The 17,097-nt window shown below is 49.1% G+C and carries 12 protein-coding genes, 1 tRNA gene, 2 rRNA genes and 1 pseudogene; 4 read left to right on the top strand and 12 right to left on the bottom strand.

Going from position 1 to position 17,097, the window contains the following annotated elements; genetic code table 11:
• Positions 1 to 120 precede the first annotated feature (120 nt).
• Positions 121 to 2,547, top strand: a pseudogene (plsB, locus tag L9P36_RS00565) (glycerol-3-phosphate 1-O-acyltransferase PlsB); the annotation flags it as partial.
• A 256-nt stretch (positions 2,548 to 2,803) separates the two neighbouring features.
• Here plsB and ubiA read toward each other — a convergent pair.
• On the bottom strand, positions 2,804 to 3,664 hold the full coding sequence (ubiA, locus tag L9P36_RS00560; RefSeq protein ID WP_237464108.1) for a 4-hydroxybenzoate octaprenyltransferase: 861 nt from the start codon (positions 3,662 to 3,664) through the stop codon (positions 2,804 to 2,806).
• Between the two features lie 38 nt (positions 3,665 to 3,702).
• Entirely contained in the window at positions 3,703 to 4,218 is a 516-nt protein-coding gene (locus tag L9P36_RS00555) for a chorismate lyase (RefSeq protein WP_237464106.1), read from the bottom strand.
• Between the two features lie 130 nt (positions 4,219 to 4,348).
• Here L9P36_RS00555 and L9P36_RS00550 point away from each other — a divergent pair, with 130 nt between their 5' ends.
• The gene (locus tag L9P36_RS00550) at positions 4,349 to 4,774 is read left to right on the top strand and encodes a flagellar basal body-associated protein FliL (protein ID WP_237464105.1); all 426 of its coding nucleotides are present in this window, start codon (positions 4,349 to 4,351) and stop codon (positions 4,772 to 4,774) included.
• Here the strand turns inward: L9P36_RS00550 and glpD are convergent.
• The 3 genes from glpD to glpE all read right to left on the bottom strand — a co-directional run bounded on the left by glpD (position 4,752) and on the right by glpE (position 7,554).
• Complete coding sequence (gene glpD / locus L9P36_RS00545) at positions 4,752 to 6,266, bottom strand: glycerol-3-phosphate dehydrogenase (RefSeq protein ID WP_237464103.1); 1,515 nt, start codon at positions 6,264 to 6,266, stop codon at positions 4,752 to 4,754. The two genes, L9P36_RS00550 and glpD, sit on opposite strands and share 23 nt — an antisense overlap.
• Before the next feature lie 128 nt (positions 6,267 to 6,394).
• Positions 6,395 to 7,228: a rhomboid family intramembrane serine protease gene (locus L9P36_RS00540; protein WP_237464101.1), complete on the bottom strand. Its 834-nt coding sequence runs from the start codon at positions 7,226 to 7,228 to the stop codon at positions 6,395 to 6,397.
• Between the two features lie 2 nt (positions 7,229 to 7,230).
• On the bottom strand, positions 7,231 to 7,554 hold the full coding sequence (glpE, locus tag L9P36_RS00535) for a thiosulfate sulfurtransferase GlpE (RefSeq protein ID WP_237464100.1): 324 nt from the start codon (positions 7,552 to 7,554) through the stop codon (positions 7,231 to 7,233).
• Positions 7,555 to 7,790: 236 nt separating this feature from the next.
• Here glpE and panM point away from each other — a divergent pair, with 236 nt between their 5' ends.
• Entirely contained in the window at positions 7,791 to 8,123 is a 333-nt protein-coding gene (gene panM / locus L9P36_RS00530; protein ID WP_237464099.1) for an aspartate 1-decarboxylase autocleavage activator PanM, read from the top strand.
• Between the two features lie 84 nt (positions 8,124 to 8,207).
• Here panM and L9P36_RS00525 read toward each other — a convergent pair whose 3' ends face one another.
• The 3 genes from L9P36_RS00525 to recQ all read right to left on the bottom strand — a co-directional run bounded on the left by L9P36_RS00525 (position 8,208) and on the right by recQ (position 11,414).
• Positions 8,208 to 8,891 (bottom strand): 7-cyano-7-deazaguanine/7-aminomethyl-7-deazaguanine transporter, encoded by a 684-nt coding sequence (locus L9P36_RS00525; RefSeq protein ID WP_237464098.1) that lies wholly within the window; start codon positions 8,889 to 8,891, stop codon positions 8,208 to 8,210.
• A gap of 141 nt (positions 8,892 to 9,032) precedes the next feature.
• The gene (locus L9P36_RS00520; protein ID WP_237464096.1) at positions 9,033 to 9,329 is read right to left on the bottom strand and encodes a hypothetical protein; all 297 of its coding nucleotides are present in this window, start codon (positions 9,327 to 9,329) and stop codon (positions 9,033 to 9,035) included.
• Positions 9,330 to 9,575: 246 nt separating this feature from the next.
• Positions 9,576 to 11,414: an ATP-dependent DNA helicase RecQ gene (gene recQ / locus L9P36_RS00515; protein ID WP_237464094.1), complete on the bottom strand. Its 1,839-nt coding sequence runs from the start codon at positions 11,412 to 11,414 to the stop codon at positions 9,576 to 9,578.
• 164 nt (positions 11,415 to 11,578) lie between these two features.
• On the opposite strand from recQ, the gene rarD reads away from it, so the two are divergent.
• Positions 11,579 to 12,493 carry an EamA family transporter RarD gene (gene rarD / locus L9P36_RS00510; protein ID WP_237464093.1) on the top strand — a complete coding sequence of 305 codons (915 nt, stop codon included), beginning with the start codon at positions 11,579 to 11,581 and terminating at the stop codon, positions 12,491 to 12,493.
• Between the two features lie 80 nt (positions 12,494 to 12,573).
• Here the strand turns inward: rarD and L9P36_RS00505 are convergent, their stop codons facing one another.
• The 4 genes from L9P36_RS00505 to L9P36_RS00490 all read right to left on the bottom strand — a co-directional run bounded on the left by L9P36_RS00505 (position 12,574) and on the right by L9P36_RS00490 (position 17,065).
• Positions 12,574 to 13,380: a Cof-type HAD-IIB family hydrolase gene (locus L9P36_RS00505; RefSeq protein ID WP_237464091.1), complete on the bottom strand. Its 807-nt coding sequence runs from the start codon at positions 13,378 to 13,380 to the stop codon at positions 12,574 to 12,576.
• Between the two features lie 268 nt (positions 13,381 to 13,648).
• Positions 13,649 to 13,764, bottom strand: a 5S ribosomal RNA gene (rrf, locus tag L9P36_RS00500).
• A 95-nt stretch (positions 13,765 to 13,859) separates the two neighbouring features.
• Positions 13,860 to 16,750, bottom strand: a 23S ribosomal RNA gene (locus L9P36_RS00495).
• 239 nt (positions 16,751 to 16,989) lie between these two features.
• A tRNA-Ala gene (locus L9P36_RS00490) sits at positions 16,990 to 17,065 on the bottom strand.
• Between the last annotated feature and the right edge of the window lie 32 nt (positions 17,066 to 17,097).

The following is a 17,097-nucleotide window of genomic DNA, read 5'->3' as shown; positions in this document are numbered from 1 at the left end:
ACGAGGAAGTGCAACAAAATAGGACAATGAACCTACTTTCCTCACCTTTTCAGTGCAATTTTAGCGCGCTTTTCTGGTATTCTTGGCGCGGATAAATTACTCAAAGGCAGTCCATCCATTATGTCACATTGGCAACGTCTGACTCGCGCAACACTGCGAGCACCGCTCTCTTTACTGGTTAAAAGTCAATCGGTACCAGCCGACCCGGTGCAAGACCTCGGCCTTAGCCTCGATCGCCCTCTGGTCTATGTATTGCCTTTTCGTTCGAACACCGACCTGCTTACTTTGCGTCGTGATGCCTTGAAACTCGGGCTACCAGACCCATTGACCCCCATCGAAATCAATGGCCAGTCGATGATGCGCTATGCATTTTTAGATAATGGTCCAAGTTTGATGAATCGCCAGCGCGATCTACCAGAACTAACCCAAGCTTGGCTCAGCCAACTGCTCCATGCCCACCAGCAAGACAGTGAGCTGGATGTGCAGTTGCTACCCGCATCCGTGCTTTGGGGACGCAAGCCAGGTCATGAAAATAAAGCAACCCCACGTCTTACAGCCATGAATGGTTTACAGAAGCTGTGGGCGATTCTCACTCAGGGTCGCGATTGCTTGGTGCGCCTCAGCCGCCCGGTATCAATTCGCTATATGGCCGATAACCATGGCACCGATGATGCCATCGCGCAAAAGCTGGCTCGCGTTGCACGCATCCATTTTTCGCGCCAGCAACTGGCTGCTTCAGGCCCACAATTACCGAACCGCCAAGCGCTATTCCGCCGTTTGCTGAACTCCAAAGCGATTGAAAAAATCGTCAATGAAGAAGCCAAACGCCGCGATGAGCCGGTAGAAAAAGTGCAAAAAGAAGCACAGGCGATGATGGATGAGATCGCCGCCAATTTCTCCTACGGCTTGGTTCGCTCCGGTGATCGCATTCTAGGTTGGCTATGGAACCGCCTCTATAAAGGCATCAACGTTAGCCATGCAGAACAAGTACGCCAGCTGGCGCAAGAAGGTCATGAGATTGTCTACGTGCCTTGTCACCGTAGCCACATGGACTACTTGCTGCTTTCTTACGTGCTTTACCATCAAGGTTTAGTGCCACCGCATATCGCTGCGGGGATTAACCTGAACTTCTTCCCTGCTGGGCCGATTTTCCGTCGTGGTGGTGCCTTCTTTATTCGCCGTAGCTTCCGCGGTAATAAGCTGTATTCCACCGTCTTTCGTGAATACCTTGCCGAACTCTTTGCGCGCGGCTATTCCGTGGAATACTTCAGCGAAGGTGGCCGTTCACGCACCGGTCGTTTGCTGACCGCCAAAACCGGCATGCTCGCGATGACCATTCAAGCTATGCTACGTGGTCTTAAGCGCCCAGTGACGCTAGTTCCGGTTTACATCGGCTACGAGCACGTGATGGAAGTGCAGACCTACGCCAAAGAGCTGCGCGGCAAACGTAAAGAGAAAGAGAACGTTGGCCAAGTCCTGCGTACCATTCGTAAATTGCGCAACTTGGGCCAAGGTTATGTGAACTTTGGTGAGCCGATTCAGCTCAACCAATACCTCAACCAAAACGTGCCCAATTGGTATGAGGCAATTAACCCACTTGAGCCACAAAAACCAAGTTGGATGACGCCAACCGTCAACCAACTTGCAGGTCGTATGATGACTCATATCAACAGCGCAGCCGCGCTCAATGGGATGTCACTTTGTGCCATGGCGCTACTTGCTTCAGGCCAGCGCGCACTAAGCCGCCAAGATTTGATTGCGCAAGTGGCCTGCTATCTGGATTTAGCGCGTGAAGTGCCTTATTCCGCCTTTAGCACCATGCCAAATCAAAGTGCAGAAGAGCTTGTCGATAGTGCCATTGCGATGGATAAATTTGTCATTGAGAAAGATGCCATTGGTGAGATCATTTCACTGACACGCCATGAATCCATTCTGATGACTTACTATCGCAACAACATCATTCACCTGTTTGCCTTGCCATCATTGATTGCACATATCGCGCTGCAGTATCAAAACCTCACCCGTGATGAGCTGCATGAGCAAATTGTCGCGATCTATCCGCTACTCAAAGCGGAACTATTTATGCCATTTGAGCAAGCGCAGCTGCCTGAGATCATCGATAGTATCTTGGCTGAGTTGTCACGCCAGCAGTTACTGCGTTGCGATAATATCCATATTCAGATTAATCGCGCACGCCTACGCTCTGTACAGCTTCTTGGTCGCACCATTGAAGAAACACTACAGCGCTACTGCATTAGCCTAACTGTGCTCGCTTCACGCCCTGAGATTGCGCAAAGTGACTTAGAGCAACAGAGCCAAATGCTAGCGCAGCGTCTAAGCCGCTTGCATGGTATTAATGCGCCAGAGTTCTTTGATAAAGGCGTGTTTGCCATTTTGGTCAATACCCTACATCAAGAAGGCTATATTGATGCCGAGGGCCAAACTCAGTTGAATCAGGTCGACGGCTTGCTCGATATTCTTAATCAGCTGATCTCAGCGGATATGAAGCTGACCATCGCCGCGGTTGCCGAGCACCATGATGACGAGGACGCCTCAGAAAAAACTGATACCTCTGAAGCTTCTGCATCGAATGCAATCGCAGAGAAAGCGCCTGACACTGAAGCCAAGACAAAAAATGAAGTTGAAGTTAAAGAAGCACAAGAAACAAAAGCGCCAAGCAAACCAGCTTAAGCTCGCCTTGTTCTTCCATTGAACTGATTCTTCCATAGAAATAGCAAAAAGCCTCGCAACTGCGAGGCTTTTTCTGATTCGAATAAATGTTCGCACCAATGGCGCATCTTGATTAGGCCAATAGATATTCCAGCGCCACCCCTAAAAACACCACCAGACCAACATAGTTATTATTCAAAAAGGCTTGAAAGCAGGCTTCTCGCTGACGCTGGCGAATCAACCATTGTTGATAAACAAATAGCGCGCCAACAAAGAGTAGCGCCCAGAAATAGACCAAGTGGAACTGCAATTGCTGACCAACTCCGGCAAGAATCAATAGGGTCAATAGCTGCAATGCACCGACAATGCGCTTATCAAATCGGCCAAATAAAATCGCGGAGGATTTCACCCCAATTTTCAAATCATCATCACGATCGACCATGGCATACAAGGTGTCATAGGCGATGGTCCACAACACATTGGCAGCAAATAACCACCATGTCACCGATGACACAGCGCCAGCTTGCGCCGCAAAAGCCATGGGAATTGCCCAGCTAAATGCTAAGCCCAGCACCAACTGAGGAAGATGAGTAACCCGCTTCATAAAAGGGTAAATCGCAGCCAATGCCAATGCCACTACAGAGAGTTGAATAGTCAACCAATTAAGGGTCATCACCAAGGCAAAGGCGCACAGCACCAAGAGCGCAAATAGCGCAATCGCCTCACGGCTTGTCACTTTTCCTGAAGGCAATGGGCGGTTGACGGTGCGCTTTACATGACCATCAACATGGCGATCGGCAAAATCATTGATCACACAACCCGCCGAGCGCATCAACAGCACCCCAAGCACAAAAGTGATGAGAATTTGCCATGATGGCAACCCTTGGGCGGCAATCCACAGCGCCCATAGCGTAGGCCATAGCAATAACAATGAGCCGATGGGGCGATCCATCCGTGTCAGCTGCCAATAGGCCTGCAATTTACTCATTTCCATCCAGCGTCCTGATCTTATCGTTATATGTTCGCGCGAACTCAGTATAGCGGCGCTTGAGGTAAAAAGAGATCGTGAACCAGCAAAGGTTTGTCTGCAATCCACAACCGCGAGCGCCTCGCCCATAAACCTTGCGAAAGGGATGCGACTTGTATCGCATCTCGACGCGCCAGAGGATGGCGAAACACACGAAATCCCAAAGCTTGATTACCCAAGATTGCCAAATCTTGCTCCTCACCGGTTAAGGTTGAAAGGGGCAATAGGCTTTGTGCAAATACCCAAGGTTGACCATCACCCAGCAGCAATACTTGGCGCTCAATACAGGGAGAATCCCCCAGCAGCTCGCGCTCATTTTCTGTTAACTCTCCAGCACTTAGCTCGCGCTGTTGTATTAATTCCACAGAAAATTGGTCACAATGCTGGCTAAGGCGCTGGGACAGAGAATCAACAGACCAGAGCCAATCGGACAACGGGCTCGGCATTGAAGTGGCTTGTTTGGCTGACAACCAACGCGCTTGCGCTAATTGGGCTCGGTATTGCTCAACGGAACAGGGCATCCTAGTATCAAATCGATAGCGCTTGAGCCAATCTAGTTTGGCTACTTTTTTGAAACATTTGCGCCATTGTAACAGTGCCATTGCACGAGGCGTATGATTATCTTCACTCAATTGAACAAGGAGCCAAGGGATGACACTTTCTATGAAACCCTTCTTTCTTATCCTTGCACTACTGACCTTTAGCACCACCAGCTGGGCTGAATCTGAGGACCCAGCAGCAGCGCAAGCAGAAACGGGTTACCGCTACTTTAGCCTCACCCCTGACATCACCACCAACTTCCATACTAATGGCGATGATCTCGGATTTGTCCGAGTGAGTGTCGATCTGATGATTGAAAATCCTGCCGATGTCAGCATCGTAGAGCACAATGTGCCACTCATTCGCGATGCCATCATTGAGGTGCTCACCGAGCAAAATGAAGCGCAAATCAAATCCATCGCAGGACGCGAAGCGATTCGTCTCGCTTGCCTTCAGAAAGTAAATGAATTGCTTTTGGCTGAGGCCAATAAAAAAGTCGTGACCGAGCTACTGTTTACCAAGTATCTCTATCAATAACGGGTTGCGGCGCATAGCGAGCACAGTAAGCCTTCAATGCTTGCTGTGCTTGTTGGTCAAAAGTTAGTCCCCACTTACTTCTTCGCCACAATACGTCCTCTAGGGTAAGCGCCCACTCATTTTCAAACCAAAAATCGACCTCTCGGCCATAACACAGCGGTGCAAACTGCGGTCCTAAATCCTGTGTACATCGCACCCCTTGCAACAGATGCCACACCCGCTCGCCATAATGCGCTTGATAATGCGCCAGTAAGTTCGGGTCAATCTGCGGATAGGCCACTTGCAGTCGTGCTAAGCGATCTTGATTAGGACGCCCGCCCGGTAGCGGCTCAGTGGCCGTTTCACAAGGACGTAGCAAAGAAACAAAGCTATCCAACTGATCCACCACCTTCTCAGCTAAATGTCGGTAAGTGGTGAGTTTACCGCCAAAAACCGACAAAATCGGCGCGCCTTGATGCCGCTGCAGCTTGATTTGGTAATCCCGACTGGCGGACTGCGCCATCCCTTTGTCATCATCACATAAGGGCCGCACACCGCTAAAACTGGCGATCACCGACTCACTGTCATAGTCACATTGAAAATGGCGCTGCAATGTCGCCAATAGATAGGCCTGCTCCTGCGGCTGCATTTGGCACTGATACGGGTCACCCTCAAAATCACAATCCGTGGTGCCAACCAACGCATAATCCTTAAGATAGGGGATCACAAACACCACCCGATGGTCGGGATTTTGCAAAATATAAGCATGCTCACCATCATATAATTTGGGCACCACGATGTGTGAACCTTGCACCAAACGCAGCGGTTGCGGGGTTTCCCCCAGCGTCATCGGCAATACATTTTGATAGAGCTTGGCTGCCCATGGTCCAGCGGCATTGATGAGCACCTTAGCCTGGCACTGTTGAAGGCCAAAACGGTTGTCCGCCAAAGAGAGCTGCCAATGGCCTTCTTGCACCTCAGCATGGGTCACCGGGCAATAGTTATGAACGTAGGCGCCACATTGCTGCGCGGCAAGCATATTGGCCAGCACCAAGCGCGCATCATCCATCCAACAATCGGTGTATTCAAAACAAAAAGGCACCTCACCGCGCAAACCATCGTTACGACATGGCGCCTTTGTACTACTGGGCAGATGCTGGCGACGCGCTAAATGATCATAAAGAAAAAGCCCCAAACGGATCAGCCACGCCGGGCGCATTTGCGGAACATAGGGCAGACAAAAACGGCGCGGTGAAACCAAATGCGGCGCAATATGCAGCAGCGTTTCTCGCTCTTTCAGTGCCTCTCGCACAAGGCGAAATTGATACTGTTCGAGATAGCGCAACCCACCATGTGCTAATTTTGAGCTCGCTGATGAGGTCGCGCCAGCAAAATCCTTGGCCTCAAAAAGAGCAACGCGCAAACCACGGCGCGCCGCATCTGCAGCAATGCCGGCACCATTAATGCCACCACCAATGATGGCTATATCCACTGAAATTCGCTGTTGCGTCATCACCGCCTCCTGCTTTCTCTAAACGATAGCTAAAACAAGTGAGGCGCGTGGAAGATTGAGATAAAAAACGCCAGCATTTGCTGGCGTTTCTCGACTGTTGAACAGTCATTGCGGTAAGTTTTCAGAGATTAGGCGCGCTTATCGCGATAATAATCCCACAATGCAAAACCACTACCTGCAAGCATACTAGTGAGCAAGCTCGATGCAATGCTAAAGAGGTTCTCTTGCTGCATTGCGCCAATGCCCATCCAAAAGATAAAGAACAGCAGCAAAATACCAGGCACTTGCACTGCTGTTTGTGGACGCAATAAACCTGTTAACCAAACATAGGCAGCAAGGCCGTAAATCCAAATATCAAAGGTCGCAAGCGGCAAGGTTTCAAATTGCACTTGGCTAAAACCTGAAAACAGTGAAATCATTAAAATCAGCTGCATCAGCTTATTGCTACCCAACTGACGTTCCACCTGACCACCGAGGTACCAAACAAAAAGCACGGCAAAGATCACGGTGAGAAAATCGGGGGCGACCATCACATAGGAAACCAAACGCCACACCTGCCACAGCTGATCGCTATTGACTGGAAAGTGAATGAGCGAAATAAAATCACCGGGAACCAAGTGAAGTAACAGATACGAGAGAACGGGCATCGCCATCAAAATAAAGGTCAGCACACCACCTTGGCTGACGATATTTTGCAAAATTGGATTGCCTGAAGTGCGCATCTCCCAGCGACGATTACGTGTTTGACCCACCTGCCATGAAGCATCCAAATATTTAGGGTCCTGCGGATTACGAATAAAGGCTTCAAGCTCGCGCTCAATATTGGCTTGATCCACTTGCGGTGCAAGGAGAACCAACTGGTCGTCTTCAACTTCGAGCTGAACTTGATATCCCTGCGCCAACAGATAGTCAGCAAAGGCTTGCGCCGCTCGAGGATTTCGAAAACGGGTGATGGCTTGCATAGTTACTCCGACTGAACAAAGGGGTGAATGCGTCGCCACGCTTCAAACCCGCCATCCAAGCTATAGACCTGATCTAAGCCTTGGCCAAGTAAGTACTGCGCCGCACCCTGACTGCTGTGGCCATGATAACACACCACCACCACAGGGCGATCCCAATCGTGCTGCGCTAAAAACGCTTGCAGCGTCTCTTGCGTCAGGTGCCAGGCTTGATCAATATGACCTGCGGCATAGCTTTGCGGATCGCGAATATCAAGGATCGCTGGGCGATCCTTTTGCGCCAACCAAAGGGCTAATTCATCAACCGACAAATGTGCAAAAGTATCCATGTTATCTCCTTCTTTTGAACCAGTTTACCCCAAAGCAGCCCAGATAAAGACAGACAGAATGGAGGGTTGTTGCTATTTTGATCGGCTGTGGAAAAAACTGTGGATTGCGTTAATAAAGGGTGATCCAGTAAAAGGATCCACTACATCTAGTACGCCGCACTGAAAAAGCTGTGCATAACTTATCTTGGAGTGGATCCTACCGCGTGCTAAAATGCGCCGTCGCAAAGGAGTTTGTTATGCGTTTAACCATTCATCGTCTGTGTAATTTAACTGCACAAAGTGAGCAGGACCTTCTCACGCTCTGGCCTCACTGCCAAGCTCAGCAACTACATGACTGGGTTGCCGAGCAAGCCATTTTTGTCGCTCGTTTTAATGGCCGCGAATTAGGCGCGCTGTTGTTCGATGCGCAGGGACTGAGCCAAATCTGCGTTCATCCCATCACCCGTCGCCGAGGCGTCGCCACCTATTTAGTGCAAGATACCTTGCGCCAGCTAGGTCAACCGCAACCCCTCAATGACCACGACAATGCGGATCTCAAAGCGCTATTTACTGCACTCGGTCTTGCTTAGATCTGATTTTTACAACGCATTTTTCGGGATCAAAAAAGGCGCGATATTCGCGCCTTTTTATTTATCAATAGGATGTATTATCCATTAGGCCTTGCTTGCCAAGGGCTGCTCTTGCCCCGTACTCATCTCAGGCTCAGCGGTCAGACGTTTCACCAGCGCATTCAGTAGCACGCCATACATAGGCACAAATAGCCCCAAGCTAATGATCAATTTAAAGCTGTAATCGACCAACGCGATCTCAACCCAGTGCTCAGCCATAAAAGGATCAGCGCTTTGATAAAATGCGATGGAGAAAAACACCACGGTATCAAAACCATTACCAAATAGCGTCGATGCACTTGGCGCGACCCACCATTGCTTCATTTGGCGCAGGCGGTTAAACACTAAGATATCGAGGGCTTGACCACAGAGATAAGCCATAAAGCTTGCGAGCGCAATGCGACCAACAAAGGTATTAAAGTGGGCAAGCTGGCTGAGCCCCTGAAACTGACCTTCAAAGAACAATGCAGAAAGCAGATAGGAGATCAGCAACGCAGGCATCATCACCATAAAAATAATACGACGCGCCATGGCAGCACCATAAATTCGTACGGTTAAATCAGTGGCCAAAAAAATAAATGGAAAAGTGAATGCGCCCCAAGTGGTATGGAAGCCAAAAATGGTAAAGGGGATTTGAACCAAGTAGTTGCTTGATGCGATCACCAATAGGTGAAAGGCAACCAAAGAGGTCAGGGCACGGCGCTGCTGCGCCACGGAAAAAGTGGTCATAACATACCTTTTTGTCAATGGGGGCGAGGGAACCCAACAAATTGTCTCGTCTCAGCCTGCTCATAGCAGTCGCTGAGGTGCGCGATTATACGCACACTTGTCTGCAAATGAAATGAAAAACGCGCAATTTTACATCGATTTTCAGTGCAAGATTTCCGCCTGTTCGCATTGCCAAAGATGGGTTAACAAAGCGCGGCCTGACGCTGTATTCGGCGCAAAAGGTTCGACCCAAAGTTGATTAAGCAGCGGTTGATAGCAAATCAGCCAAGATTGCTGTTGCCATAATACCCGCCACTGAAAGAGATCAGCGTGCTGCTCCTGATCTTGAAGTTGACAGTACCAATGCCCCAAGCGCGTTGTGAGCCAGTCGCAAAATACCGTCTCATCACCATCGCTCAGCTGGATATAATCTGGATAACACTGTGAAAATGTTCTCATCTCCCCTCCTGAACTGTAACAAAGCGCGACAAAGCGTAATGGGATATCTCTAATCCCTAGAAATATCAGGGGTAATTGCATCTAATACCCCTAAGGATGCTGAGGTTAAGATGTCAGACCCAACCTATCAATAGCACCTTCATTTTTACTGTTTATGAAACAACGGTTATCGACACATACAGCCACATCGTATGCTGATACCTATTGCCGAGTCGAAAGACTCGGCTTTTTTTGTGCTTTCATCGCTTAAGCCTGTGGCGATAACAGATGCGCTTCGATCAAATCAAGGAAGGCATCGCCAAAGCGTTCAAGCTTACGCTCACCCACACCGCTCACCGCCAAAAATTCACCATGCGATGTCGGTAGCATCTCCGCCATCTCCATCAAGCTGGCATCGTTAAACACCACATAAGGTGGAATATCTGCTTCATCGGCCAGCTCTTTGCGTAGCTGACGCAATTTTGCAAATAGCTGGCGATCATAATTTTTCGGCGACACTTTTTCTGCGCGACCACTGCGCGTTTGAATGTCCAATCGTGGTACCGCTAACTCCAAACGCTGCTCGCCACGCAATAAAGGTCGCGCCATTTCGGTAAGCTGCAAGGTGGAATTACGCGTGATATTTTGAATCAAATAACCGCGGTGGATGAGTTGGCGCAAAATACTGACCCAATATTCATGGCTATATTCACGGCCGATGCCATAGGTTGATAGCTGGTCATGACCATATTCACGCACCCTTGGGTTTTGCATTCCACGCAAAATCTCCACCACGTAACCAATACCAAAGGTTTGACCTAAGCGATACACACAAGAGAGTGCTTTTTGTGCCTGCTCTGTGGCATCAAAATGACGTGGTGGATCCAAACAAATATCACAGTTACCGCAGGGCTTTTCGCGATACTCGCCAAAGTAGTTCAATAGCACTTGTCGGCGGCAGGTTTGCGCTTCAGCAAAAGCACTCATGGCCTGCAACTTATGCTGTTCCACTGCCTTTTGTGGCCCTTCTGGCTTTTCATCTAAACAGCGACGCAGCCAGGCCATATCGGCGGGGTCAAAAAGTAAACGTGCTTCTGCTGGCACCCCATCACGTCCGGCACGACCCGTTTCCTGATAGTAGGACTCTATATTTCGCGGCACATCAAAGTGCACGACAAAACGCACATTGGGCTTGTTGATCCCCATACCAAAGGCAACTGTCGCTACGACGATTTGAATATCATCACGTTGAAAAGCTTCTTGCACAAAGGCGCGGGCATCAGTTTCCATGCCTGCATGATAGCCAGCGGCAGAAAAACCGTTATCACGTAATTTTTCGCTGATCTGCTCCACTCGCTTGCGACTGTTACAGTAAACAATGCCAGATTGACCCGGATTGTCTTTGATATAACGAATCAACTGCCCCATGGGTTTGTGCTTTTCCACCAAGGTGTAGCGAATATTGGGACGATCAAAGCTGCCCACATATTGCTGCGGCACATTAAGTTCTAAACGAGCAATAATATCTTGGCGAGTGGCATCATCAGCCGTTGCTGTCAGCGCCATCACCGGCGCATCAGGAATCCATGATTTCAAGCTGCCCAGCGCCGCATATTCAGGACGAAAATCATGTCCCCACTGGGAAATACAGTGCGCTTCATCAATGGCAATTAAACTAATGGGCAGATAAGGAATACGTTCTTGAAAATCGCGACTCAGCGCGCGCTCAGGTGAGATATAAAGTAGCTTTAAACTGCCCTGATTAATTTGACGATAGGTCTGCTGTACCGCTTCAGCCGTCATCGATGAGTTTAAACAGGCCGCTTCCACGCCATTGGCCAGAAGCTGATCTACCTGATCTTTCATCAGTGAAATCAGCGGTGAAATCACCAAGGTCAAACCATCACGAATCAAGGCTGGAATTTGGTAGCACAGCGATTTACCGCCGCCAGTGGGCATAATCACCAGACAATCCTGTCCTGATTGCACCGCCGAGATCGCCTCCACTTGGCCAGGACGAAATACGTCATAACCAAATACTTGGGAGAGAGCATGCTGAGCAGCACTGAGATCAGGCGTGGTATCGATTGGGGTTTCGCAGAACATGAGAGCCATTGATTGAGATTGCAGCGGCGTATTGTAGCGAGCATCGTCGCTGGCTCCAACCAACAGCTGTGCATTTTTTCTGCCGAGCACTATACGATATATAAAGGCAAATCACCCCAATTGGTGCAAAATAGAATCTAATCCCTGTTTTTATAACATTTTCTATGACACAAGAAGCATCCACGCGACAAGGCGTGCTACTGGCATTAGCGGCTTATACCATGTGGGGTATTGCGCCCATCTATTTTCGCGCTCTGGAACAAGTCCCCGCCCTTGAAGTGGTGAGCCACCGCATCATTTGGTCACTCATTCTGTTAATTGTGCTGATCAGCTGCGGACGCAATTGGGGCTATATTCGCCAATTACTCCGCCAACCCAAGCAGATGGCGATTCTCTTTGTGAGTGCCTGTATTATCGGCGTCAACTGGCTGGTCTTTATTTGGGCGGTCAACCATGGTCATATGATAGATGCCAGCCTAGGCTATTTTATCAACCCGCTGGTTAATGTGGTGCTAGGGATGCTATTTCTTGGCGAACGCTTGCGGCCTTGGCAGTGGGGTGCCGTAGCACTTGCTGCAACTGGGGTGAGTCTCGAGCTCTATCAATTTGGTTCCCTTCCTTGGGTTGCTTTGGTACTTGCCTGCAGCTTTGGCATCTATGGTTTGTTACGTAAAAAGGTCAATTTAGGCGCGCAAAGTGGTCTATTTATCGAAACCTTAGTGCTCTTTCCAGTGGCGCTGGGCTATCTCGCGCTCTTTGCCAATAGCCCGACCAGCGATCTGAGTCAAAACAGCTGGACGCTGAACCTATTACTACTCAGTGCCGGCTTAATCACCATGCTGCCACTGCTTTGCTTTACCGCAGCTGCGACTCGACTGCCGCTTTCGACCTTAGGATTTTTCCAATATATCGGTCCAAGCTTGATGTTTATGCTAGCCATTTTGGTCTACAACGAACCTTTTTCGCTTTCTAAGGGCTTCACCTTTGTCTTTATTTGGGCTGCATTGCTGGTCTTTAGTCTGGATGCACTGCGCCAGCATAAACGGATGCGTAAAGCCAAACGAGCCCTTTCGCAATAAGCGATATAATCGATAAGCATCAATTTAGAGCAACAAAAAAGGCGCCTATGCGCCTTTTTTATTGCACCAAAACCAAGCAATTATTTCAGAAAATGTGCCTGTAGATATTGGGCAACGCCTTCCTCTTTGTTGCTACCAATCACTTCATGATTGGGTAATGCAGCTTTTAAGCGATCATGCGCGTCAGCCATAATCAGCCCCTTACCGGTGCTCGCGAGCATCACTTCGTCATTCATCCCATCGCCAAAGGCAATGCAATCCGCAAGCGTACAACCATGGCGCGCGGCTACCTCAGCCAATGCACTACCTTTAGACACACCTTTGGCGTTCACTTCAAGGCAATTTGGCGTTGAAAAACAGATCGCCAAATCATCACCAAAAGTCGCTAACAAACGTTTTTCAAGATCTAGCAGTGCTTCATGACTGCGATCTTTACTGATAAAGAAGATTTTGCATACGGATTCGGTCGGCAAGTTGTGACGATCAAACACTTCATAATAGAAGCCACTATCATCATGGAAGTGACGTAACTCAGGGTCATCTTCACTGATCAACCAACCCTGATCGGTATAGATATGAATATGGATATTGTCATCGCCATCAGCAATTGCAACCACAGGCTCAACCTGCTGCGGTAGTAAGTCATGCTGCTTGACCACCTCATCATCAGGGCCATGCACTCGCGCACCATTTGAGGTAATCATATATGCAGGCAAGCCCAGCTCTCTGCGGAAATTCGCAACATCAACATAATGACGCCCAGTTGCAAACACAAAAATCTTACCCGCAGCAACGAGCTCTGATAGAACAGATTTAGTGAATGGGGCAATGATGCGGTCTTGATTTAACAAGGTGCCATCGAGATCAGATGCGATAATTTTATACATGACGTCCTCAAATTAACTTGGGCCCAAAGAAATTAGCCGCTGTCAGTTTAGCGAATTCAATCACTGAAATCATGATCGCCAATCCTTCAGAAAGTGATACAAATCACGCATCCGCTGAATGTTTGAAACATCAATTTCCTTCAAAAAACACAAATCTAGATAAAAATAGAGGATGAAAAGTAAAACCACGACGCATATTACGATGCGAGCAGAAATCGAAGACGAAAAAAAGCCCTTCACTTTCGTGAAGGGCTTTTTCGAATTTGAAGCCTGGCGGTGACCTACTCTCACATGGGGAAGCCCCACACTACCATCGGCGCAGCTGCGTTTCACTTCTGAGTTCGGCATGGAATCAGGTGGGTCCACAGCGCTATGGCCGCCAAGCAAATTTGTTAAATCTGGAAAGCTTTATTCGACTAGTTCTTGCTTCGTTCTCAACACAATCAAGCTTGTGTACGTAAAACCCTCTTGGGTGTTGTATGGTTAAGCCTCACGGGCGATTAGTACAGGTTAGCTCAACGTCTCACAACGCTTACACACCCTGCCTATCAACGTTCTAGTCTCGAACAACCCTTTAGGAGACTTAAAGTCTCAGGGAAGACTCATCTTGAGGCTCGCTTCCCGCTTAGATGCTTTCAGCGGTTATCGATTCCGAACTTAGCTACCGGGCAATGCCACTGGCGTGACAACCCGAACACCAGAGGTTCGTCCACTCCGGTCCTCTCGTACTAGGAGCAGCCCCTCTCAATCTTCCAACGCCCACGGCAGATAGGGACCGAACTGTCTCACGACGTTCTAAACCCAGCTCGCGTACCACTTTAAATGGCGAACAGCCATACCCTTGGGACCGACTTCAGCCCCAGGATGTGATGAGCCGACATCGAGGTGCCAAACACCGCCGTCGATATGAACTCTTGGGCGGTATCAGCCTGTTATCCCCGGAGTACCTTTTATCCGTTGAGCGATGGCCCTTCCATTCAGAACCACCGGATCACTATGACCTGCTTTCGCACCTGCTCGAACCGTCATTCTCGCAGTCAAGCGGGCTTATGCCATTACACTAACCTCACGATGTCCGACCGTGATTAGCCCACCTTCGTGCTCCTCCGTTACTCTTTGGGAGGAGACCGCCCCAGTCAAACTACCCACCAGGCACTGTCCTCACCCCAGATAATGGGGCCAAGTTAGAACATCAAACATACAAGGGTGGTATTTCAAGGTCGGCTCCACAGAAACTAGCGTCTCTGCTTCAAAGCCTCCCACCTATCCTACACATGTAGGCTCAATGTTCAGTGCCAAGCTGTAGTAAAGGTTCACGGGGTCTTTCCGTCTAGCCGCGGGTACACTGCATCTTCACAGCGATTTCAATTTCACTGAGTCTCGGGTGGAGACAGCGTGGCCATCATTACGCCATTCGTGCAGGTCGGAACTTACCCGACAAGGAATTTCGCTACCTTAGGACCGTTATAGTTACGGCCGCCGTTTACCGGGGCTTCGATCAAGAGCTTCGAGTTACCTCTAACCCCATCAATTAACCTTCCGGCACCGGGCAGGCGTCACACCGTATACGTCTTCTTTCGAATTTGCACAGTGCTGTGTTTTTAATAAACAGTTGCAGCCACCTGGTATCTGCGACTCTCAGCAGCTCCATCCGCAAGGGACTTCACCATCAAGAGCGTACCTTCTCCCGAAGTTACGGTACCATTTTGCCTAGTTCCTTCACCCGAGTTCTCTCAAGCGCCTTGGTATTCTCTACCCGACCACCTGTGTCGGTTTGGGGTACGGTTCCTGATAACCTGAAGCTTAGAGGCTTTTCCTGGAAGCATGGCATCAATGACTTCACCACCGTAGTGGCTTCGACATCAGGTCTCAGTCTTAAGTGTCCGGATTTGCCTAAACACTCAACCTACACCCTTGAACCAGGACAACCGTCGCCTGGCCCACCTAGCCTTCTCCGTCCCCCCATCGCAGTTATCAGCAGTACGGGAATATTAACCCGTTTCCCATCGACTACGCTTTTCAGCCTCGCCTTAGGGGCCGACTCACCCTGCCCCGATTAACGTTGGACAGGAACCCTTGGTCTTCCGGCGAGGGAGTTTTTCACTCCCTTTGTCGTTACTCATGTCAGCATTCGCACTTCTGATACCTCCAGCAAACTTCTCAGTTCACCTTCAACAGCTTACAGAACGCTCCCCTACCCAATATACTAAAGTACATTGCCGCAGCTTCGGTGTATTGCTTAGCCCCGTTACATCTTCCGCGCAGGCCGACTCGACCAGTGAGCTATTACGCTTTCTTTAAATGATGGCTGCTTCTAAGCCAACATCCTGGCTGTCTGAGCCTTCCCACATCGTTTCCCACTTAGCAATACTTTGGGACCTTAGCTGGCGGTCTGGGTTGTTTCCCTCTCCACGACGGACGTTAGCACCCGCCGTGTGTCTCCCGGATAGTACTTACTGGTATTCGGAGTTTGCAAAGGGTTGGTAAGTCGGGATGACCCCCTAGCCTTAACAGTGCTCTACCCCCAGTAGTATTCGTCCGAGGCGCTACCTAAATAGCTTTCGGGGAGAACCAGCTATCTCCGAGTTTGATTGGCCTTTCACCCCTAGCCACAAGTCATCCGCTAATTTTTCAACATTAGTCGGTTCGGTCCTCCAGTTGATGTTACTCAACCTTCAACCTGCCCATGGCTAGATCACTCGGTTTCGGGTCTATATCCAGAGACTAAACGCGCAGTTAACACTCGCTTTCGCTACGGCTCCCCTAATCGGTTAACCTCGCCACTGAATATAAGTCGCTGACCCATTATACAAAAGGTACGCAGTCACACCACGAAGGTGCTCCCACTGCTTGTACGTATACGGTTTCAGGTTCTATTTCACTCCCCTCACAGGGGTTCTTTTCGCCTTTCCCTCACGGTACTGGTTCACTATCGGTCAATCAGGAGTATTTAGCCTTGGAGGATGGTCCCCCCATATTCAGACAGGATACCACGTGTCCCGTCCTACTCGATTTCATTCAAAGTGCACTTTCAGCTACGGGGCTATCACCCTGTATCGCCGTCCTTTCCAGGAACGTTCGCTTAGCACACTAAAAACTTAAGGGCTGGTCCGATTTCGCTCGCCGCTACTTTCGGAATCTCGGTTGATTTCTTTTCCTCGGGGTACTTAGATGTTTCAGTTCTCCCGGTTCGCCTCTTACAGCTATGTATTCACTGCAAGATACTTGCTTATGCAAGTGGGTTTCCCCATTCGGAAATCCATGAGTAGTAATGACTCTTACCGTCTCCTCATGGCTTATCGCAGGTTAGTACGTCCTTCATCGCCTCTGATTGCCAAGGCATCCACCGTATACGCTTAGTCACTTAACCATACAACCCGAAGAGGGCTATATGAACAGTCACCAAGATTTCTAGTTTTCGCCGTACTCAAGACACTTGATTGTGTTTTTGAGAACTCGTTTATTCATATGGGTATATGAATAAACATTTTTAGTTATTCATTGAACTTACATTCAAATGAATTTACTAGTCAGCTTTCCAAATTTTTAAAGAGCATGTGTTTCTTTCGAAACCATTTTTAAAAGCACTTAAGCAAATGCGTTTAAAGATGGTGGAGCTATGCGGGATCGAACCGCAGACCTCTTGAATGCAAATCAAGCGCTCTCCCAGCTGAGCTATAGCCCCAAATATTTCGCTTACATCCAATTCTTTCTGGA

The sequence above is a fragment of the Vibrio stylophorae genome, assembly GCF_921293875.1.
Lineage (GTDB): Bacteria > Pseudomonadota > Gammaproteobacteria > Enterobacterales > Vibrionaceae > Vibrio_A > Vibrio_A stylophorae.
Note: the sequence above shows the minus strand (reverse complement) of the source record. Positions and strands in the feature narration are given on the sequence as shown.